The 19928-nt window shown below is 71.6% G+C and carries 19 protein-coding genes; 2 read left to right on the top strand and 17 right to left on the bottom strand.

What is annotated here, in order from left to right; genetic code table 11:
• Nucleotides 1-7: 7 nt before the first annotated feature.
• The 13 genes from ACH427_RS18620 to ACH427_RS18560 form a co-directional block, all read right to left on the bottom strand.
• Nucleotides 8-961 carry a lantibiotic dehydratase C-terminal domain-containing protein gene (locus tag ACH427_RS18620; RefSeq protein WP_398870576.1) on the bottom strand — a complete coding sequence of 318 codons (954 nt, stop codon included), beginning with the start codon at nucleotides 959-961 and terminating at the stop codon, nucleotides 8-10.
• The gene (locus ACH427_RS18615; protein ID WP_398870574.1) at nucleotides 958-3552 is read right to left on the bottom strand and encodes a hypothetical protein; all 2595 of its coding nucleotides are present in this window, start codon (nucleotides 3550-3552) and stop codon (nucleotides 958-960) included. The genes ACH427_RS18620 and ACH427_RS18615 overlap by 4 nt, the downstream gene beginning before the upstream one ends.
• Nucleotides 3549-4730: a PqqD family peptide modification chaperone gene (locus ACH427_RS18610; protein WP_398870573.1), complete on the bottom strand. Its 1182-nt coding sequence runs from the start codon at nucleotides 4728-4730 to the stop codon at nucleotides 3549-3551. The genes ACH427_RS18615 and ACH427_RS18610 overlap by 4 nt, the downstream gene beginning before the upstream one ends.
• Nucleotides 4731-4848: 118 nt before the next feature.
• Nucleotides 4849-5034: a thiocillin family RiPP gene (locus tag ACH427_RS18605; RefSeq protein ID WP_398870572.1), complete on the bottom strand. Its 186-nt coding sequence runs from the start codon at nucleotides 5032-5034 to the stop codon at nucleotides 4849-4851.
• Between the two features lie 31 nt (nucleotides 5035-5065).
• Nucleotides 5066-5230, bottom strand: a complete 165-nt coding sequence (locus ACH427_RS18600) for a thiocillin family RiPP (RefSeq protein WP_398870571.1) — start codon at nucleotides 5228-5230, stop codon at nucleotides 5066-5068.
• Between the two features lie 30 nt (nucleotides 5231-5260).
• Nucleotides 5261-5434: a thiocillin family RiPP gene (locus ACH427_RS18595; protein WP_361522292.1), complete on the bottom strand. Its 174-nt coding sequence runs from the start codon at nucleotides 5432-5434 to the stop codon at nucleotides 5261-5263.
• 44 nt (nucleotides 5435-5478) lie between these two features.
• The gene (locus ACH427_RS18590; protein ID WP_398870570.1) at nucleotides 5479-5661 is read right to left on the bottom strand and encodes a thiocillin family RiPP; all 183 of its coding nucleotides are present in this window, start codon (nucleotides 5659-5661) and stop codon (nucleotides 5479-5481) included.
• A gap of 539 nt (nucleotides 5662-6200) precedes the next feature.
• On the bottom strand, nucleotides 6201-6968 hold the full coding sequence (locus tag ACH427_RS18585; protein ID WP_398870569.1) for a nitroreductase family protein: 768 nt from the start codon (nucleotides 6966-6968) through the stop codon (nucleotides 6201-6203).
• A 2-nt stretch (nucleotides 6969-6970) separates the two neighbouring features.
• Entirely contained in the window at nucleotides 6971-8674 is a 1704-nt protein-coding gene (locus ACH427_RS18580; RefSeq protein WP_398870568.1) for a nitroreductase family protein, read from the bottom strand.
• Nucleotides 8675-8684: 10 nt separating this feature from the next.
• Entirely contained in the window at nucleotides 8685-9395 is a 711-nt protein-coding gene (locus ACH427_RS18575) for a TOMM precursor leader peptide-binding protein (protein ID WP_398870567.1), read from the bottom strand.
• Between the two features lie 44 nt (nucleotides 9396-9439).
• On the bottom strand, nucleotides 9440-10774 hold the full coding sequence (locus ACH427_RS18570) for a YcaO-like family protein (protein ID WP_398870566.1): 1335 nt from the start codon (nucleotides 10772-10774) through the stop codon (nucleotides 9440-9442).
• Nucleotides 10771-11823 (bottom strand): ABC transporter permease, encoded by a 1053-nt coding sequence (locus ACH427_RS18565; RefSeq protein ID WP_398870565.1) that lies wholly within the window; start codon nucleotides 11821-11823, stop codon nucleotides 10771-10773. The genes ACH427_RS18570 and ACH427_RS18565 overlap by 4 nt, the downstream gene beginning before the upstream one ends.
• Entirely contained in the window at nucleotides 11820-12800 is a 981-nt protein-coding gene (locus tag ACH427_RS18560; RefSeq protein WP_398870564.1) for an ABC transporter ATP-binding protein, read from the bottom strand. The genes ACH427_RS18565 and ACH427_RS18560 overlap by 4 nt, the downstream gene beginning before the upstream one ends.
• Nucleotides 12801-13129: 329 nt before the next feature.
• Here ACH427_RS18560 and ACH427_RS18555 point away from each other — a divergent pair, with 329 nt between their 5' ends.
• Nucleotides 13130-14497, top strand: a complete 1368-nt coding sequence (locus tag ACH427_RS18555) for a sugar porter family MFS transporter (protein ID WP_398870563.1) — start codon at nucleotides 13130-13132, stop codon at nucleotides 14495-14497.
• Entirely contained in the window at nucleotides 14494-15495 is a 1002-nt protein-coding gene (locus ACH427_RS18550; protein WP_398870562.1) for an aldo/keto reductase, read from the top strand. Before ACH427_RS18555 ends, ACH427_RS18550 begins: the two co-directional genes overlap by 4 nt.
• Before the next feature lie 185 nt (nucleotides 15496-15680).
• Here ACH427_RS18550 and ACH427_RS18545 read toward each other — a convergent pair whose 3' ends face one another.
• Genes ACH427_RS18545 through ACH427_RS18530 form a run of 4 tightly spaced genes read right to left on the bottom strand, consistent with a single transcriptional unit; the run spans nucleotide 15681 to nucleotide 19843 of the window.
• Entirely contained in the window at nucleotides 15681-16481 is an 801-nt protein-coding gene (locus ACH427_RS18545; protein ID WP_398870561.1) for an ANTAR domain-containing protein, read from the bottom strand.
• Nucleotides 16482-16490: 9 nt separating this feature from the next.
• Nucleotides 16491-17351, bottom strand: coding sequence for a GAF domain-containing protein (locus ACH427_RS18540; RefSeq protein ID WP_398870560.1), 861 nt, complete (start codon nucleotides 17349-17351; stop codon nucleotides 16491-16493).
• 24 nt (nucleotides 17352-17375) lie between these two features.
• Entirely contained in the window at nucleotides 17376-19244 is a 1869-nt protein-coding gene (locus ACH427_RS18535) for a CheR family methyltransferase (RefSeq protein ID WP_398870559.1), read from the bottom strand.
• Nucleotides 19244-19843: a chemotaxis protein CheB gene (locus ACH427_RS18530; protein ID WP_398870558.1), complete on the bottom strand. Its 600-nt coding sequence runs from the start codon at nucleotides 19841-19843 to the stop codon at nucleotides 19244-19246. Before ACH427_RS18530 ends, ACH427_RS18535 begins: the two co-directional genes overlap by 1 nt.
• Nucleotides 19844-19928 lie beyond the last annotated feature (85 nt).

Raw genomic sequence — 19928 nt, 5'->3', positions numbered from 1 at the left:
GCTACCGTCAGCCCTGCCCGGCGAGGGCCGTTTCATTCCGCATCGACGCCGCGATGATTCCCAGCATCGCCTCTTCACGAGGCAGGATGCCGAGCCGGTTGAGCATCATATGTGCCTGGTGGAAAACGAGATGGCCGGTCGTGCGCGGCACTTGATGACGGCGGGTGCGGCTCAGATACGTCGTCAGCACCGCGGTCCAGGAATCCGTCCACCGCCGCACCACGGGGTCGGCGTCGAGGACCTCCGCCCGCTGCCGCAGCCCCCGGTCGTCGCGCTCCGCGCCGCGCCGGAGCAGATCACGCAGACCCGGGGCCTGGCTCCCGGCGTCCTGCGTCCACCACTGCAGGTGCCGTGGCCAGAACTGCGCGGGGCCGATCGCGCCCTCCTCACCGACGGCGCTGGCGAGCAGCAGCGCCTCGCCCGCCCCGCGCAGCAGCAGCACCGCGAGCGCCGCGCGGTCGGGCAGTCGCGGGCAGGCGTTGGCCCACCGCGCCAGATCGCTGGAGTGCTCGAAGACCTCCTCGGCGAGCCGGGTGCCCACGCTCCCGCCGTACTTGTCGTCCTCGGGCTCGTAGAGCCCCACCTCCGCCCCGTCCCGGCGCCCCCGGAAGGGGCGCAGGTCCATCGCGAACAGCGGGTCGTACTCCGGCGCGCTCTCGCGCCCCAGCCGGACGCAGTCGGCCCGCAGGGACGGAAGGCGGCGGTGCAGGGCGTCCAGCAGGTCGCGGCCGCCGTGGAAGCGCACTCTCAGGTGGGGGCCGTCCCAGTCGGTGTAGCGGATGAAGAACCACCGGTCCGCGCCGGACTCCGCGGCGAGGTCCACGAGCGGCGGCAGCAGCCGGTCGACGGACGCGTCCAGCCGCTCCAGGCCGCCGGGATACAGGCGCGCGTACCACCAACCTCCGGCGTCCGCTGCCGAGTCCGGCGTGGCGGGTCGTGGCGACCTGGTCATCGCTGTCATCGCTGCTCCAGCCGTGCGTAGGGAGCGGGGCCGTGCCCGCCGTCGTTCTCCCGTCCCGGGCGCGGCCGGTCCCAGCGCAGCAGCGACACATGCTCGGTGGCGTGCCGCATGCCGTCGTCGTCCCGTATCCAGTGCCCGGTCGGCCCCGGCAGAGCCTCGGCCAGCCGTACGCTGGTGGCCGGGTCGAGATCCCGGGTGTGGTGGACCGCGGCCCAGACGGCGTGCGGGCTGCGGAACGACAGCCACAGCGGCTTGCGGACGGCCGCCGACGACACCGAGGGTGAACCGCTGAGGGACAGGAAGACCTCGTCCGGCATGCCGTGGCCGGTGCGCCAGCGGTGCACCCGGCGGAAGAACTCCTCGGCTCCCTCGCCGGGTTCCGGGCGCGGCATCTGCCCCGGCGCGAAGCGCCAGGCGCGGCGGCCCAGTACGAGCCGGCCCCGTTCGTCACCGGGGAGCTCCTCCACCGCACCGTCCGGAAGCGGCGGGTCCGTGTCCAGCGGGCTGCGGGTGCAGCACAGCCGGGAGCCGTTGACCCACGGATCGGCCAGGCAGAGCAGCAACCGGGCGACACCGGAGACCAGATGGGACGGGACGACACCGAGGTACACGGGCGCGACGGCCTGGCCGAGCGCTCCCGTCATCTCCAGGGTGCCGGTCTCCGCGTCATGGTGGAGGGCGACGGGCGCGCCGTCGGGTGCCACGCCTTCGGAACCGGGCTCGCCGGGCCAGTGGAACGGCGGCAGCACGCCGGCGGCGGCGTAGTGCATGCCGTTGACGTCACCGCTCAACGTGACCTGGAGCGGCTCGGCTTCGGGGAAGGAGTCGCCGATCCAGGTGCGCAGGCCCTCGGTCAGGTCCGTTTCACCGGGCCGGTCCGCCTTCAGCAGTTTGCGGAAGCGTGCGACCAAACCACCCATTCCAGGGTTGTATTGGTTGACGACCAGCTTGTACCGTCCCGCCCGCACATCGTCGGCCGACTCGGCCGCGAGCTGGTACAGCACGGCCGTTGTCGGAGGCGCGCTGCTCCGGCCGACCGGCAGCCAGGCGCGCTCGGTGGGCGTGCCGATCGCCCGGTAGTCCGCCATCAGCGCGTGCGACAGCCGCTGCCCATGGGCGGGATCCGCGGCCACCTCCCACAGGAACCGCACGACGTCGTCACACCGGCCGCCCTCGCCGTACCGCCGCACGAACTCCTCGACCAGCCAGTCGTAGAGGTAGGAGCGGAAGATGTAGGGGCGCACGGTCCGGCCCAGCTCGGCCAGATCGCTGCCGACGTGCCCTCCGGGAAGTTCCACGGGGATGTCGGAGGCCGCGTCCTCGTAGGCGGCGAACGGGGCCATCGGGAGCGCCGCGTCGTCGGTGGTCCGCGTGACGGTCTCCAGCCGGTCGACGACGGACAGCCGCTCCGGCCCTGAGAGTTCGTGGAGGGCGTGCGTCTCCGCCTCCACCTCACGCAGCAGGGCGGCGGTCCGGGCGGCCTCCGGGGCGTCCAGGCGGTCGAGCGCCCGGGCCAGGGCCGACAGCGGGCGCTCCTCCGCGTTCACCCAGGGGGTGACGATACGCAGCAGGCCGGTGTCCAGCAGCCGCACATAGGCGGCGAAGGGATCCTTCCCGCCGAGCCTTTCGAGGCACTCGGTGACCCGCATGCGCGGCCAGGAGGACACCTCCTCCACGAGCGGCGCGTAGAGGCTCGCGTCGGCCAGGGTGTCCGAGCGCCAGGCGAGTTCGGCCTTCGGGTTGTAGGACGGCACCATGATGTACGGACGCCCGGCGACGTAACGGACCGCGTCGTTGGGCTCGGCCTCGAAGGCCGCGGCGAGCCGCTCGTCCCGGCAGAGCAGGTCGAGCCAGGAACGGACGTGCTGCTGGGAGATGTAGGTCAGCGCGCGGCCGTCGGCCGTACCGCCGTCGAGCGCGACCGCCGTCAGCCGGGAGAAGGGGCTCGTCTTGAGCGCCGCGCGGGACGCGTAGCCGAAGACCGCGCGGGATGCCTTGCCGTGCGGGTGCAGCGGCTTGCGGGTCAGATGGCGCAGCAGCCCGGGGGCGGCGTGCGCGAGCCCCTGGGACAGGCCCCGGTGGGTGAGCAGCTCGCGCAGCCGCTCGGTGGCGGCGGCGGTCTCCCGGGCGTACGCGGCGTCCGTCTCGGTCCGGGCCTCCGTGAGGCGGTGCATCCGGTCCAGCCAGCGGCGCGTGAGCTCGCGGGCCTCCGGATCCAGGACGGCGTCCACCTCGCGCGCCTGGTCGCCGGTGAGGACGTACGGGCGGCCGTTGTGGACGGCGCGGCGCAGTGCCAGGACGGTGCGGCGCACGCCGGGAGCGCCGTCCAGGGAGGGGACCACCGCGTGCAGGGCGTCGGCCAGCGGGCCCGCGACAGAGCGGAGCTCCGCTTCCAGGCCGGTCTCGGCGGCGAGGGAGGCGGAGGTCTCCCGCAGCGCCACATCGAGCGCTTCGACCGGCAGGCCGTTGACCCGGTGCAGGGTGAAGGGCGACAGGGAGGGGATCAGATCGTCCGCGGGGGCGAGTGCGTCCACAGAGGCGAGCTTGTCCGCAGGCTTGTCCGCAGAGGTGAGGGACGGGGCGGTCGTCATGCTCCCCGCACCGCCTCGATGATGTGCCACCAGGAGAGCAGCACCGCGCCGACCATGAACACCCCGTACGCCAGGCACAGTCCGCCGAAGGTCAGATAGCCGGCCCGCTTCGCGCGGGAGGCGGCGAGCAGGTGACTGGGCAGGGGCACGCGGGTGACCAGGTGCGTCAGATAGGCGAAGGAACGGCCGCGCAGATTGACGGAACCCATGGCCGACTCCAGCGCCTGGTAACCGTCCGACGGCAGCAGGGGATTGAGATTGATCATCATCAGGAAGAGCTGGGAGTAGAGCAGCGCGCCGGCCACATCGGCCACGGCGCCGTGCGTGGACAGCAGCACCACGGCGGTCGCGCCCGCCCAGATGGCGTCGCTGAGCGGGCCGGCCAGGGCGATGAGCACACGGGGGGCACGGCTGCGCACACGGTAGGCGTCCGTCCGGTCGACGTACGCGACCGGCATGACGTAGAGCATCAGCGTGATGCCCGCTTCGCGCACCGGCACCCGCAGGTACTGGCAGACCAGGGCGTGCCCGAGCTCGTGGACGGCGATCTGCGCGGCGAGCAGCAGCATGGCCAGCCACGCCCAGGAGGACAGGTGCGGTACACCGCGTTCCGCGAGGGCCACGCAGACCGCGCCCGCGCCCGCGGCCACCAGCAGCAGCCAGCAGGTGACGACCGCCGCGACCGGCAGCCTCCGCAGGAGGCGGGCGACGGGCTCCAGCAGGACGTGCACGGAGCGCGTGAGGGCGAACCTCGGCATGCGCTGGCGCAGCGAGTGCTTCATCAGCCGCTGTCTGCGGTTCTGCCCCTGAGGCGCGAGGGTCAGCACGCCCGCCTGCCGCAGCTCCCCGAGGAAACGCACGACGGAGGTCTCGATGCGGTCCGGGTCCGCGGAGGAGGAGGCCGTCACCCGGCGGACCACCTCGCGGGCCGTGGGAGCGTCGTCGAGGAGGGTCAGGATGGCCGTTCCGGCGCGGGACAGGGCGACGTACTGCCCGGTCTCCGTGTCGAAGAGCAGGGGGCGCCCGTCGATGCCGTCCATCTGCTCGATGGAGTCCTTCAGGGCGAGCGGCGCGGTGTCGAGCCAGGCGGTGTCCTCGGGCGCCTGCGCACTGTGCCGCGCACCCGCGTCACCGGGCGCGGCTTTCGTACGGGTGGTGGCCGCTGCGGGGAGTCGCATGGCTGACCTCCTGGGGAATACTGACGGGTGGCGCCGCCGGGTCGGCAATCTTGCACATTGCCGACCCGGCGGCGTTGCTCATGGCCTCAGCTCATGAGCGGTGCGGCGGCCTGAGTGATCAGCCCGCCGAGGAGAACGAGCCGGCGCTGGTGAAGCAGGCGGCCGGGCAGCTGGCGCAGGCGCCCGTGCCGAAGCTGCCGGCGGTGCCCAGCAGGGCCGCCTCGTCGAGCTGCTCGACGGTCATGTCCTCGACGCTGAGGTCGATCGCGAACGCGTCGGTGGTCACCGAGTCGGTGCGAAGCATGGTGAAGATCCTTTCCGGAAGGCGCGGGGCCTCAGCTGGTGCAGGAAGCGGTGCTCGCGGTGGAGGCGGTCGAACCCGCCGAGCCGAGGGAGCTGGTCGAGGTCCACGTGCCGAGCAGCACGGTCTCGTTCAGCTGCTCGACCTGGAGCGCGCCGAAGTCCTCGGCGAAGAGGTCGACCTGCGTCTGGTCGTTCATGGTGAGTCCTTCTCTCCGGTAGTCGTTCGGTCAGCCGGCGGACGAGGCACTGGCGCTGGTCGCCGCGCTCGACGCCGGGCAGGCGAAGCTGGTGAACGTGCCGAATGAACCCCACGTCCCCAGCAGGGCCGCGTCGTCGAGGACCTCCGCCGTCAGGCCGGCGGCGTCCTCGGCGAACAGATCGATCTGGTCGATCTCACGCATGGAGTGCTCCTTTCAGGAGGGTCGGTTGTTTCCCGCGGCCCGGCTCAGCCCTGCGAGCTGGCGGTACCGCTGGTCATGAAGGTCGAGCCGGGGCAGGTCAGGCAGCCCAGCGAGCCGACCGTGGCGACGGAGGCGAGCGCGGCCTCGTTGGGCAGGGTGTCGACGACGAGGGAGGTGTCCTCGGCGAAGAGGTCGAGGGTCATCGGCTCGGTGTTCTGAGCGAGCATGTTCGTGTTCCTTCGGATGGGAGGACGGGTGTCCTCGCGTGAAGCCGTGTCCTCGGTGAGGGCACGGAGTCTGTGGTGGTGCGGGTGTGTGACGCGATGCGGGTTGCCTGCGCCTGCGGCGCGCTCGTTCCCCGGCCCCGCCCCTTGCCGGCTGCATCTGATGTGCGGATCCGCCGTGTAGGGGCTCCGCCCAGGCCCCGGCCTGCGGGTCCGTTGCCGCCCGCGGGCGCGCTCTCAAGGGCCGGACGGGCTGAATCGGGCACCCGGACGAGGGGGCCTGGGGGCTTGCCCCCAATTTCGGGAAGGGGCGGGGTGGGGGAAGAAGCCCGCCGCAGGCGCCGACCGACCCGCAACCGGGGGCCGGGGGCACGCGCCCCCGCGCGGCGGAGCCGCACGTGGTGCCGGAGGTCGAGCTTGATGCGGGCGTCCACGCACCCCGCGCGGCGGAGCCGCACATCAGAGGCAGCCGCGGAGGGGCGGGAGAGGGCAACAAAGCGCCGCGGGTACCGACCGGGCCGCGCTTGAGATCCGCCCCCGCGTCAGCGGGCCTCGTACCCCAGCGAAAACGCCAGCAACTGCACGTTCCGATAACCGTCCACCGCGACCAACGGCTTGAGCGCCGCCGCCAGGAACCCGGCGAAGATGCTGCCGGAGAGACCATGCGACAGAGCCGCCAGCCAAGCCGTCTGGGCAGCCGCGCCGGCCCGCGTCAGCAGCAGCCGGTGCCCGTGCTCGCCGTGCCGGTCGAGCGACGCCGCCAGCGGCCCGCACACGATCACGATGGCGGGCGCGTCCGCGTATTCGAGCTGGAGGACGAGATCGGCGGCCGCCGATCCGTCCGGCAGTTCGGCGAGCGGGGTGAAGTCGCCCCGGTCGGCGGAGTGGAGGTACAGCCCCTGCGGCAGGCCGGCCACCGAGCGGGCCGCGACGAGGAACTCCAGCCCCGCACCGCCCTCGTGGTCCGGCCAGGCCGACCGGTCGAAGTCGGCCGCCTGCCGTACGACAGAGGCGAGCAGCTCGACCGGCACCGGCTCGCCGTCGTAGGCCCGTACGGACTTGCGGCGGCGCAGCGCGGTCTCCAGGGCCACCAGGGCCGGCGGGGCGCTCACGGCGCTGATGCCGTGCGCCTCGGCCGCGTCGGCCGGGGCCAGCGGCTCCCGCAGCGCGGGGTCGGCGGCCGGGGCGGCCTCCAGCAGGTCCTCGGCGGTCAGACGGCTGCGGGACTGGAGCTCCCTGAGCACGTCGCCGTGGTCGGGCAGCAGGTCGATCCGGCGGTCGTTCGGTTCGCCGACGCGCGTCGTCTCCATGATCAGGACTCCTTCGCGGCGGAGGGCCGCAGCAGCAGGACACCGGTGACGGGTTCGGCGTCGAGGTCGAGGTCGAGCAGGCCGGCCAGGTGGAGGTCGTCCCAGCGGTCGAGGGGCCGCGCGTCGAGGCCCAGGGAGCGGGCCACGTGGCTCATCTGCGCGATGGCCACGCCCGCGTCGAGGTGGACGACGCGCCAGGCGAACCCCGAATACTTCGAGGCGACCCGCGCCAGCGCCCCGGTGAGCACGACGGCCACAGGCTGCCCCGTGTGCCCCGTTCCCGCGTCCGTGGCACCCGAGAGCCGGGCCAGGCCGTGGGAGTGCGTCAGATAGCCCCAGGTGCCGTCCTCGAGCCCGGCCACGCCGTTGGCGACGACGTGCAGTTGCACCGAGCCGAGGTTGCCACCGGTGGGGTTCCACCGCTGCACCTGGCGGGTCGGCTCGGCCTCGTCGCGCAGCCCGGCACCCCGCAGCAGCACCGACGAGAGCCGGGCGAGGTCGACGGCCGCCGCCGGTTCCGGCGCGTCCATGCCCAACGGCGTGTACGGGAAGGCGCCTTCGCGGGGCAGCTCCAGCGTCCGCGCGCTCGGCCAGCGCTTGCTGTCGTGCTGGAGCGCGATGTTGCCCGGCTTGTAATGGGCCTGGTGGTCGCGCGGGTTGAGCAGCTTGCGCGGCGGGAAGCCGACCGACGCCTCGAAGGCCAGGGCGAGCGGCACGCCCGCCTCGGTCAGCGTCGATCGCGCGTCCGTGACGTCCGGCACCTGGGCGACGACATGGACGGTCTGGGTCCACTCGACCAGGTCGGCCCGGAGCAGCCCGCGCAGCACCGGCGCGGAGCCCACCCTGCCGACGACCGTGGTCACCTGGTTGGCGACGAGGGAGGCGGCCAGGGCGCGCCGGACCGCCGGGTCGGGCAGATACGACCGCTCGGCGGGCGCCGGTGCCGTGACCCGCTGCCGCTCCGCGTCCGCGAACGAGACGGTGAACTTCGTGTCGACGTAGGGGCCCACGTCGAGCATGCCGTCGGTCAACCGGGCCGGGATCAGCGGAACATCGTGCTCCGCGCACCACTCGGCGACGCCGTGCAGGTTCGCCGACGAGTCCTCGGTGAGCGCGATCACCAGGTCGGGCCGGTCGGCGGAGGGGAACGACGAGAGGTCGGCCCGCGCCGCCCGCGCCATGCCCGCGGAGAGGAGCAGTTCGGCCACCCGCGTGCCGAACTCGGTGTCACCGACGACCGTCACGCGTGTCTCACGCAGCCGGTCCAGCACCTCGGCGGTGTTGCGGTTGACGCGCGTGGAGTCGAGGCTGCGCGACCAGTAGCGGGCGGCGTGCGCCGCGCCGCTCCCGGCCTCGGCGTCGTCGGCAGGGTGCGTGCCGGAGGGGTCGCCCTCCTCCAGCAGCCCGCAGGTGTACAGCAGCGCGACCACCTGGGCCACGTGCTCCACCGGCACCCCGGCGGCCTCGGCGATCTCCTCCTGGCCGCGGGTGCCGTCCAGGAGGGGCAGCAGCTTGGGGATGAGATCCCGGGTGGCCGTGCCACGCAGGATCTGACGGGTGGGGGAGCCCTCGACGAGCAGCCCGCCCTCGATGGGGAGCAGCACCAGACCCCGGCAGAGCGCCGGCCGGACCGGCGCGGTGAACTGCGGATCCGTCGCGACGGCGCGGCGCATGTCCTGGGCTGAGATGAGTTTGCTGTCGGCCATGGCCTTTACCTCACTGACGGGCGGGGATCGAGGGCGCGGCCACCGGGGTGGACGTGCCCGGCGCGGACGGCTTCGTGGCGGGTAGCCACGGGGCCAGGTCGTCGGCCAGGTCCTGCCAGCTGGAACCGTCCGGGCCCGCCCCCGCGCGGGTCCGGCAGCGGTCACAGCCGTGGACGCCGACGACCCGCGCGCTGGTGATGAGCTGTTCCAGCAGGTGCCAGTGGCGTACGGTCCCCGCGTCCCGCTGTCCGCCGTCGTCCTCCAGGCGGTGCAGCAGATCGCGCGCGGAGCCCGCGGCCAGCGCCACGTGCTGCGGGAGGAAGCCCTCCGGCCCGGCCGCGGGCGTGGCGTCGTAGTGCGCGTGCAGGGCCGAGGTGATCGCGCTGTCCCGCTCGTGCTGCTTGCGGCGCTTGCCGAAGCAGCGGTAGCAGGCACCGGCGCCCGGTACGACCAGCGGGCCGATCCGCAGCCGCGGGTGCTCGGCCACGATGGGGAACCACGGCGTCCGCCAGTCGGCCGACCGGGCGTCGAGGACGTCCGCCAGGTGCGGGACCTCGCGCCAGGAGACCAGGACGCGGACGTCCGCCCGCGGCCAGCCGGCGGGGTACCGCAGATGGCCGTCCCGGTCCGTGGTGACCACGACGCCGTCGTGTTCCCGGCGGAGCCGCTCCGCGACGGCGACACCGAAGTCACCGACTGCGAGCACATGCACCTTGGTCATGGAAGTCCATTTCTCCGAAACGTGTCAGGTCTTGGCGCCCGGGCTCAGGCGAACGGCTGCGGCAGCGGGTTGATCTCCGCCTCCTGGCGCACCGGGTGGCCCATCCGGCGCGGCGCGTCGTAGAGCCGCGGGTGGGCCAGATAGCGGGCCCGGTGGGTGAAGGAGAGCGGCATCAGCTCCGGTACGACCACCCGCACCACACGGAAGCCCACGTCGCGCGCCTCGTCCGTGGTGCACTCCACGGCGACGGCCTCGTAGCCCGCGCGGTCGAGCAGATCGACGAGCAGCGCGAGGTCGCGCCCGCTCTCCCCGGTGGTCATGGCAGGCATCTCGCTGAACGCCCGGCGCGCGGGGCTGTCCAGCAGGAAGTCGAAGTCGGACCGCCGGTCCGGCCGGCCCATGTAGGACGCGCCGTGGAAGACGTGCTGGAAGTCGTCGACGGACTCCGGCATCTCCCGCCGCGCCTGCATGGCGATGCGGGACGACGCGGACTCGCGGACGATCTTCGCGACCGAGTCGGCCGGGTCGAGGCTGGTGTTGCACATCACCATCTGCCCCAGCACCTCGTTGTCCGGGGACAGGTCGATCGAGTAGATCGTCGGGATGCCCAGGTCGGTGGTGGCGTCGAAGAAGACCGTCTCCACCAGGCTCTTGCGCGACTTCTCCAGGAACGGCGCCAGCGCGTCCGGCACCTGGTCGAACTCAATGCGCGGCAGGGCGAGTTTCTGGTACCAGGTGAGCGCGATGGAGTCCCGCTCCACCACCTCGCACAGCGCGTTGACGAGCGCCTGGCCGAGGTCCGTGTGCGTGGCGCACCCGGTGGAGATGGGGTTCCAGGCGCGCTCGCCGGCGGAGAGCGGTGAGATGTGCATCCACGTCTGGACCGCGGGCACCCACTTCGGCTCGCGCCGGGTGAGCGACCAGCCCCGCACCCAGCGCATCGGCGCCCGGGTGTCGATGTCGACGGTCAGCGCCTTGGGGTGCGCGAGCTCCGTCGGCGAGCAGCGGGGGAACTTCCGCAGGTCCAGCGCCTCTTCGCCCAGTTCCTCGGCGGTGGCCCAGATGGTCCACTCGGGCTGCTCGACGCAGGTGGAGTAGCGCTCCAGGGCCTCGGCCACGCTCAGCCGGGCGGCCCGCTCGGGGTCCGGCGCGCCGCCCGCGCCGTCCATGTCACCGCGCGCGCCCTGTCCCCGTACGGAGACGGCGACGTTCTCCGACACGTGCGCGATGTCGCCGAGCGAGGCGGTGAAGATCGGGAAGCGGGCGTCACCCGGGTGGTTGGGTAGCCGCTGCGTGCGGCTGACCAGACCGTAGGGCCCCACCAGGGCGTCCAGATCGGTGAGCCGGCCCAGGCCGGACTGTAGCGAGGATGTGGTCATCGTTCTTCTCCCTGGTCCCAGCTGAAGAGGCGGGCGGCGAGCCCGCCGAAGAGCACCGCCCCGGCCAGCAGGACCAGCCAGTCGAGGGTGAGGCCGTACGTGGAAGGGGCACCGGTCAAGTCATGCGTCAGCGCGTCCACCAGATAGGTGGTGGGCAGTGCCTTGGAGACGTCCCGCACCACCGAGGGCAGGAGGTCCAGCGGCAGGAACAGCCCGCTGGCGAACAGGACCAGCGGCATCAGCACGGCCAGCAGCCCGTTCGCCACCTCGGCGTTGCGCATGCGGGCGGCGACCAGATACCCGAAGGCGAAGAGCATCACGGCGCCGAGAAACCCCGTGCCGAGCACGCGCGCGGCGTCCACCGCGGGCAGGAACCCGAGCCCGACCGCGATCGCCCCCAGCACCACCAGCTGCACCGCGACCAGGGCCAGCCGCACCGGCGCCTGGGCCAGCACGAAGGTCCGCCTGCGCAGCGGGGTCGTGCCCAGCAGGCGCAGGGTGCCGCGGGCCCGCAGCGCGATCAGCGGGGTCGCCGTGCCGAAGAAGGCCATGGACATCAGCGCCATCAGCAGCGCGGTGGGCAGGGAAATCCTGATCGGGTCGAAGGGCTTTCCGCCGTCCGGGGTCCGGAAATCCACCTTCGAGGCGGAGATCCCGCTGTGCCCGAGCGCCGAACGGATGCCCTTCAGCGCACCGAACTTCGCGGAGTCGACGACCACCAGCGCGCGGTCACCCGCCGTGGCCGACGGATGGACGATCGCGTCGTAACCGGCCAGATCGCCGTTCTCCGGAAGGCTCTTCCTGTGCCACGGCTCGGCCTTGAACCCGCTGGAGTGCGACAGTTCACGGACGATCTCCTGCTGATTCCTCGCGGGCGTCACGGCCATCTTGTACGAGCCGCCCGTGTTGAGCAGGCCGATACCGATGAACATGGCGACGAAAAGCAGCGGGAAGAGCAGGACGAAGAAGATGGTCTTGCCGTCCCGGAAGAGCTCCCGGCTGTTGGCCCTGACCAATTGCGTGAAGGCGGGAGTGAGTGTGGGAATCATTCGCCCGGCTCCTCGGTCCGCGTGGTCTTCGTGGCGAGGGTGCGGAACACCTCGTCCATGCCGCCCCGGGTGATCGCCAGCTCCGACGCCGCCCATTTCGGCTCCGCGGCGATGCGCCGCAAGGTCTCGTCGCTCTCGGTCGTACGGACCCGGACGGCCACCTTCCCGGCCCCCTCGGGACGCGTCTCCACCGAGGTCACACCGGGTACGGCGCGGATCTCGCCGAGGTCGGTCCCGGAGTCGGTGGTGAAGGTGACCGCGCTCGTGGTCGTCAGCTCCGAGACGAGCCGCGCCGGCGTGTCGCACGCGGCCACCCGGCCGTCCACGAGCACGGCCACGCGGTCGCACAGCTCCGTGGCCTCGTTCATGTCGTGGGTGGTGAGCAGCACCGTCCCCCCGTTCCGCCGGTGCTGCCGCACCACCGCCCACAACAGCTCCTTGGCCTGCGGGTCGAGACCCGCCGCCGGCTCGTCCAGCACGAGGACGTCGGGACGGCCGACGACCGCGACGGCGAGCAGGAGCCGGCGTGCTTGTCCCCCGGACAGCGCCTTGACCCGGCGGAAGGCTGATTCCGTCAGGCCGACGCGCTCAAGCACACCGTCGATGTCGTCGGGGGAAGGATAGAAAGAGGCCCAGAGTTCGACGGTCTCCCGCACGGTCAACTGCGGGAAGAGATTGGCTTCCTGCGGCTGCACCGCGACCATCCGGCGCAGTTCCTCCGTCCCCTTCGCCGGATCGTGGCCGAGCACCTCGACCGATCCGGACGTCGGGCGGCGAAGTCCCGTCAGGCATTCCAGCGTCGTCGTCTTGCCGGCACCGTTCGGTCCCAGCAAGCCGAATATCTCGCCCCGGCGGATTTCCAGGGTGACGTCGCTGACCGCTCTCTTACCGTCGTACTCCTTGGACAGCTCGCGGATCACCACAACGGCACCGGCGGGCGAATCCCCTGAACGTCCCCCGTTTTTCTCGACGTTCATGGAATCCACCACCCTTTCCGTTCTCCCGCTGTCCACAGCCAACGACCTTCGTCCTTCCTTTTCGGCCCCGGCGATTTCCCTTGCCGGACCCGCGGCGACTTACGTTCGAATCCTTTCGCGCGGGCGGCACCGGGGGCCTCACCCTGGGGTGGGAGGTGAGTAGTTCCTTCGCAGTAGTCCGCCGGGTGACCGGTGGTACGTACCTGACCGGTGGCCCGTCCGGCCGGGTGGCTGATCGCCTGCTGGAAACCGAGGCAGTCTGGGAAATCCACGCCGGATCTGCCCCAATGGCCCCGTGGACGCGTCCCCATGAGACCGAGGAGGGTCCCGTGGCACAGATCAGGCTCGGCCCGGGAGCGGCGGCCCGGGAAGCCGGGCGGGGCGACACGGTGCCGAAGCGGGTGCACCTGGTGGCCGCGCTCGGGGGACTGTCCGGCGTGCTCTACGGCTACGACTCCGGGGCGATCTCCGGCGCCCTGGACCCCCTGACCGAGCGCTTCGGCCTGAGCTCCACCGAGCAGGGCCTGGTCACCAGCCTGATCCTGCTCGGCGCGCTGCCGGCCATCGTCGGCGGCGCACTGGCCGCGCGGCGCTGGGACAGACGGCAACTGCTGATCGTGGCCGGCGGCATCTTCGTCGCCGGCTCGGCCGGCTGCGGCGTCGCACCGGACGCCGCCGTGCTCATGGCCTCGCGGTTCGTACTCGGCTTCGCCGTCGGCCTGGCGAACATGTTCGGCCTCATCCACCTCAGCGAGCTCGCGCCGAAACAGCTGCGCGGCCGGATCACCGCCCTGTACCAACTCGCCGTCAACATCGGCATCCTGCTCGCCTACTCCGTCGACGACGCCCTCTCCGCGGCCGGCGCCTGGCGGTGGATGCTGGGGCTCGGGGCGCTGCCCGCCGTCGTCTTCCTGGCCGGCATGGTCGCGAGCCCCGCCGGGCCGCGCTGGCTGATGACACACGGCCGCGAGGCCGAGGCCCGGCGCGTGCTGCGCCGACTGCGCCCCAGCGGCCGCGCCGCCGACGCCGAAGTGGCCGAGATCCGCGACAGCCTCGCCGAGCAGCACGCGGGCCCGCGCGAGTTGCTCACCACCTACCGCCCGGCCCTCCGCGTCATCCTGACGCTGACCTTCTTCCAGGTCTTCACCGGGATCAACGCGGTGGTGTACTACGCGCCGGTCATCTTCCGCCACGCCGCCGGGGGCGGCGAGGCCGAGGCGGGCACCCTGGCGAACTACGGCGTCGGCGCCGCGCTCGTCCTGTCGACCGCGCTCTCGCTGCCCTTCATCGAACGGGCCGGCCGCGTGAGGCTGTTGACGCTCTCCCTGGCCGCACAGGCGCCACCCATGGTCGCGCTCGCACTCTTCCCCGACGCCACCGCGCTCGCCGTCGCGTGCGTCTTCCTCTACACCTTCGCCTTCGGCTTCGGCCTGGGCCCGGTCTTCTGGCTGTACTGCCCCGAGGCACTGCCCCTGCGCGCCCGGGCGATCGGCATGGGCGTGGTGACCTTCGCGCAGTACCTCGGCAACTTCCTCTTCTCCCTGGCCTTCCCGGACACCCTCGACGCCATGGGCAGTTCCGTCTTCCTGCTCTTCGCCGCACTCTCGGCGGCGGGCGCGTGGTACGTCGTGCGGCGGGTGCCCGAGACGGCCGGCCGCTCCCTGGAAGAGATCGAACGGCACTGGAGGCACGCATGAGCACCGCCATCCCCGGTGGCCCCACCGCACGCGCCGTCCTCGGCCGCTCCGGCGTCCCGGTCACCCGGCTGGGCTTCGGCGGGGCGGCACTCGGCGGCCTCTTCCGGCCGGTGTCGGAGGACCAGGCGGTACGCGCCGTACGCGCCGCCTGGGACGCGGGCCTCCGCTACTTCGACACCGCTCCGCACTACGGCGCCGGGCTCTCCGAACAACGACTCGGTCTGGCCCTGTCCGGCCTGTCCCGCGGCGAGTTCACCGTCTCGACGAAAGTCGGCCGCCTGCTCACGGAAGGCACCGGAGCGGACGGCAGGGAGTTCACCGGCGCCCCGGACCGCCTCAGAGTGCGCGACTACAGCCGCGACGGCGTGCTCCGCAGCGTCGACGAAAGCCTGCGCCGCCTCGGCCTCGACCGCGTCGACGTCCTCTACATCCACGACCCGGACGAACACTGGCAACAAGCGGTCACCGAGGCGTACCCCACACTCGCGCGCCTCCGTGACGACCGCGTCGTCGGCGCGATAGGCGTCGGCATGAACCAGACGGCGATGCTGTCCCGCTTCGTCACCGAGACCGACCTGGACGTCGTCCTGTGCGCGGGCCGCTGCACCCTCCTGGACGACAGCGCGCGACGCGAACTCCTCCCCCTGTGCGAACGCCGCGGCGTGGCGGTGGTGGCGGCGGGCGTCTACAACAGCGGGATCCTGGCCGACCCCACCGGAACCCCCCACTACGACTACGCCCCGGCGCCACCGTGGGTCCGGGCCCGCGCCGACGGCCTGGCCGGTCTCTGCGCCGCCCACGGGGTCCCTCTCCCCGCGGCAGCCCTGGCCTGGACCGCGCGACACCCGGCGGTCACCTCGGTGCTGGTGGGGATGCGCAGTGCGGAGGAGGTCCGGGCGAACGTGGGGTGGGCGCGTGCGGACGTGCCACCGGGGTTGTGCGGGGGACTGGCGGGAATGCTGCGCGGAGACGCCGGGCATCCCGGCTCAGGGCGGTAGGGACTTTCGGCGATGGAGGACGTCGGTAGCGAGAAGATCCTCATGGACGAACGCATGGGCCCCGTCGACGGCTCGGTCTCAGCGCGGCGCGCGCATGTCACGGTCGGCATGCGTCGGCGATGGCCGCCCAGCCTCATCGGACAGCGGGAAGCCGCGCTCTGTGCCCGCCTTGCCAGGTGCCTGAGTCACCGGTGCGTGCGTTCGGTGCCCTCCTGCTCGCAGGCGCACCCGCTCTGCCGTGGGGGGAGCTTCGGCGGGGGGCCGGTCAGTTCGGGGGTGCCGCGCCCTTCGACGATGTCGCGTGCCACGTCGTGCACCCGTCGCTGATGGGTGCGCGCGTGCTTACGCAGAAGCGCGAAGGCGTCGTCCATGGGCAGCGAGCGACATGTCGAGATGATGCCCTTGGCCTGTTCGACGATGACGCGCGTGGCCAGGGCGCGCTCCAAGTCGCTGATCAGCGTCTGGCTGCGGTGGGCCTCCTGTGCCCGGCGCAGGATGACGGCGGTGAAGTCCGCCATCGTCTGGGCGAGTGCCAGCGCGGCGGGGAACAAGGGGCTCTGCCGGTCCGACAGGAGGACGAGCGCGCCGCTGGTCCGGGTCTGGTCGCGCAGCGGCAGGGCCGCCACGCTCGTGTATCCCAGTTCCAGTGCCCGCGGGGCGTAGTGCGGCCATCGCTGCCTGGCGGGACGGCCGTCGAGGGCCGTCCGGCCGCCAGGCGGAGCGTCACGGTGATGGCAGTCGTGACCGGGGCCTTCGCGCCAGCCGGCCGCGTCGTACTCCAGCCGGTACACCTCGAGGCTGGAACCCGTCACCTGTAGCACTTCGTCCCGCTCGGCGGCGAACACCACTGCCGCGGCACGGGCTCCGAGCAGGGAAGGGGTGCGGTCCGCGAGGACCGAGAGGGTGACGGGAATGTCCAGCGCGCCCTCCGTCGTGCCGCCGGACAACGCTATGAATGCCTCGGCCAGGCGCTGTTGCGGTGTCATGACACCTCTCTATTCCCAGGTGAGTTCCGGGTCCGCGCGCAGGATCCGGCGGGCGATCACCTCGGTGGGCACGCCATCGGTGAAAGCTCTTGCCTTGATGAGAGCGAGTGCGTCGCCGACCCGGTGACCGGTCCGTGCGGACAGGACGCCCACCGCCTGTTGCATGGTGTCCCTGTGGTCGGTTCCGCCGTAGAGCTCGGGATCGGGCTCGGGGCCGAGAAGCACGATGCAGGTGAGGGCACCGGCGATCTCGGTGAGGTGCTCAGGGGCGGTGAGACCGGGACGCGGGCAGAAGACCGTCAGCGCTCCGATGCAGCTGGTCTCCGTGTCCAGCGGAACGGCGGCCACCGAGGTGATCCCCCGGGCAGTGATGGCCGGACCGTAGGTGGGCCAGCGCGCCTCGATGACCGGTGCCGATTCGAGGATCAGGCAGCGGTCGGACACCGCGTCCCTGGCCGGCCCCTCGCCGAGCACGAACTCCAAGTCCATCGCGGTGTCCGACCGCTCGTCCGACACCGCGACCGCGAGCTGGTTCCGGCCGGAATCGACCAGGGTGAGCGCGGCGCTGCTCGTCCCGTACGCTTCCGCGACACTGGCCATGAACCGGGGCCGCGCTCCGCTTCCCCCGGCCCACTCCATCGTGCGCAGGGCGAACGCCTCTTGGAGCCGCGCCGAGGAGCGATGACACGCGGCCGATCTGCGGTGCGTCACCGCGATGGCCGCGTGGAACTCCTGCCCGGGCTGCGCGGCCAGCAGTTCGTGGCGTTCAGCGGTCGCGTCGGCCCGCTCGGCCCGCTCCCGTGCCAGAGCCGCGCGACGACGTGCGGCTCCGGCCAAGCCGATGGCCTCCTCGCGCCGCTTCGGGTCCATGCTCGTAGCGTACGCCGCGGCGGGTCAGTCGGAACCGTCGTTCCGGCTCTCTTCCATCATCAGGACGACGCCTCCGTTGTGGCCGTCGAACGGCGAGCAGAACACATCGCAGGTGATCGGCCGGCCGATGCGGCTCAGGGCCCGCACGCCGACCGGTCCGGAGCGCTTGCGGGAGGTCAGGCATTCGTTGACGACGGGTTTCAGCACGTCGGTCGGCAGCCCGAAGTCCAGCCTGAAGAACTGCTCGTCCATCACCTCGTCCGACCGCAGCCCCCACATGTCCACGGCGCCCCGGTTCCAGCTCTTCACCTTCAGCTCGCTGTCCAGCACCACCACCCCCGCCGCGATGCTGGTCAGGACGGCTTCCAAGAAGGCGCGGGCCTCGTCCAGCTCCTCCGTACGGATGCGCATCTCGTCGTTCATGGTGTCCAGTTCCTCGTTTCCGGACTGGAGTTCCTCGTTCGTGGTCTCCAATTCCTCGTTCGTGGACTGGAGTTCCTCATTCGTCGTCTCCAGTTCCTCGATGCTGGACTGGAGTTCCTCATTTGTCGTCTCCAGCTCCTCGTTCGTGGACTGGAGTTCCTCGTATGCTGTTTCCAGATCTTCGCGCACCCGCTTGACCTCGGACTTGAGCTGGGTGGCCACGGTCACGTCGGTGAACGAGATCATGGTGGCGATGTGCAGGCCGTTCGGCCCGGCCAACGGTTGAATGAGGATGTCGTAGTACTGCACGTCCTCACCCGTTCTGCGCTCGACCCGGTTGACCCGCAGGGCCCGGCGCTCGTGCATGGACTGGTCGATCAGGGAGCGCAGTTCGACAGGCCGGTAGGAGATTTCGAGGTCTTGGAACGGGCGGCCGATATCGGTGGCCGTCAGGGAGAACTGGGACCTGGCCTGGCCGTTGATCACCACGACGACCCCGTCGTCGTCGATGGCGATCGCGGGGACGGGGCTCGCGTCGAGCACCAGATCGCGTAGCTGGCGGGTGCGGGCCACCGAGTGCAGTTCGACGCCCGAATTGGCTCTGATCTTCAAGGGTGCCGGGTGGTAGGGCAGCCCGGCGTCGCCCGCGCGGCGTCGGAAGATCCGCTGCCGCATGCTGATCACTTCGAACCGGTCCGCGTCGTTCAGCAGCATCTCGGCCTTACCCAGGAAAAGATAGGCGTTGGGACGCAGGGCGAAGTGGAAGCGGTCGATGATCTGGGTCTGCGCCTCGACGTTGAAATACATCAGCGTGTTGCGGCAGATCAGGAGATCGAGGCGCGAGATCGGGGCGTCCCGGGTGATGTCGTGACGTCCGAAGATCACTCGGCGCCGCAGGTCCGGGCGGAAGCTGAACTGCGCGCCGTTCTGCTCGAAATACTTCTCGCGCAGCTCCACCGGGAGGGGCTCCAGGACCTTCACCGGGTACAGACCCGAGCGGGCCTCGCGAAGCGCTTCCTCGTCGATGTCCGTAGCGTAGATCTTGACCCGGCGCAGGCACTCCTCGACACCGAGCGCCTCCGCGAACATGATGGCCAGCGAATATGCCTCCTCGCCGCTGGAACAGCCCGCGCTCCACACCCTGATCTCCTGGTCGGGTGGGAGGTCCGCGAGCAGTTCGGGGACCACCTCGCGCTGGAGGAGGGTCCAGGCGTCCGGGTCACGGAAGACGGAGGTGACATTGATCAGGATCGTGTTGAAGAGGGAGTCGAATTCGTCCGCGCTGGTTTCCAGCAGATCCCGGTAGTCCGGGTAGGTGCGCAGGCCCACGTCGGTCATGCGTTTATGAATGCGCCGGCCCAGGGTCGAGCGCTTGTACCCGGTGAAGTCGAAACCCCGGGCGTCCCTGATGAAGGCGAGCAGTTCCTCGAGCGCGTCTTCGTCGGTCGCGGCGTCGTGTGGCTCGCTCATCACTGGCCCTTGTTCTCGACAAGCCCCCGGATGACCGCGGGGATCTCCGCAAGGGGTAGCACGAAGTCGACCGCTCCGGTGGCCACAGCGGCCTGCGGCATCCCCTTGAACTCGGCGGTCAGGGGGTCCTGGGCGATCACGGTGCCGCCACGCGACTTCACGGCGTCCACTCCCATCGAGCCGTCACTTCCGGTGCCGGTGAGCACACAGGCGATCGCCTGCGCCCCATAGGCCCCGGCGACCGACTCGAAGAGCAGGTCGGCCGAGGGGCGCACGAAGTGGACGAGCTCGGTGCTGGTCAGCGTCATGACGCCGTCGTGGCCGATGAGGAGATGCCGGTCGGGAGGGGCGATGTAGACGGTTCCGGCCTGTGCGTGCTCCCCGTCCTCGGCGAGCTTGACCGGGAGCTCGGTGCGGCGGGAGAGAACATCGGCGATCACGGTGCGGTGCCGCGGGTCGAGATGCTGGACCAGCAGCAGGGGCACCGGGAGAACCGGGCCCAGGCTCCCCAGCAGCGCGGTCAGCGCCTGGATGCCACCGGCGGACGACGCGACAGCGACGATGGCGTAGTGGTCCGAGGAAGATCGGTCTGCCGTCACATAACGAGCCTATCGGACCCTGCGTCCGGCGGGGTGGTCGCGGAAGGCTCGGCGGGTGGCCGGGCACGAGGGGGCAGGGGGGTCT

It is taken from the genome of Streptomyces sp. NPDC020379 (genome assembly GCF_044387105.1).
Lineage (GTDB): Bacteria > Actinomycetota > Actinomycetes > Streptomycetales > Streptomycetaceae > Streptomyces.
The sequence above is the reverse complement of the archived record's forward strand: the minus strand, read 5'-3'. Positions and strand labels throughout refer to the sequence as shown.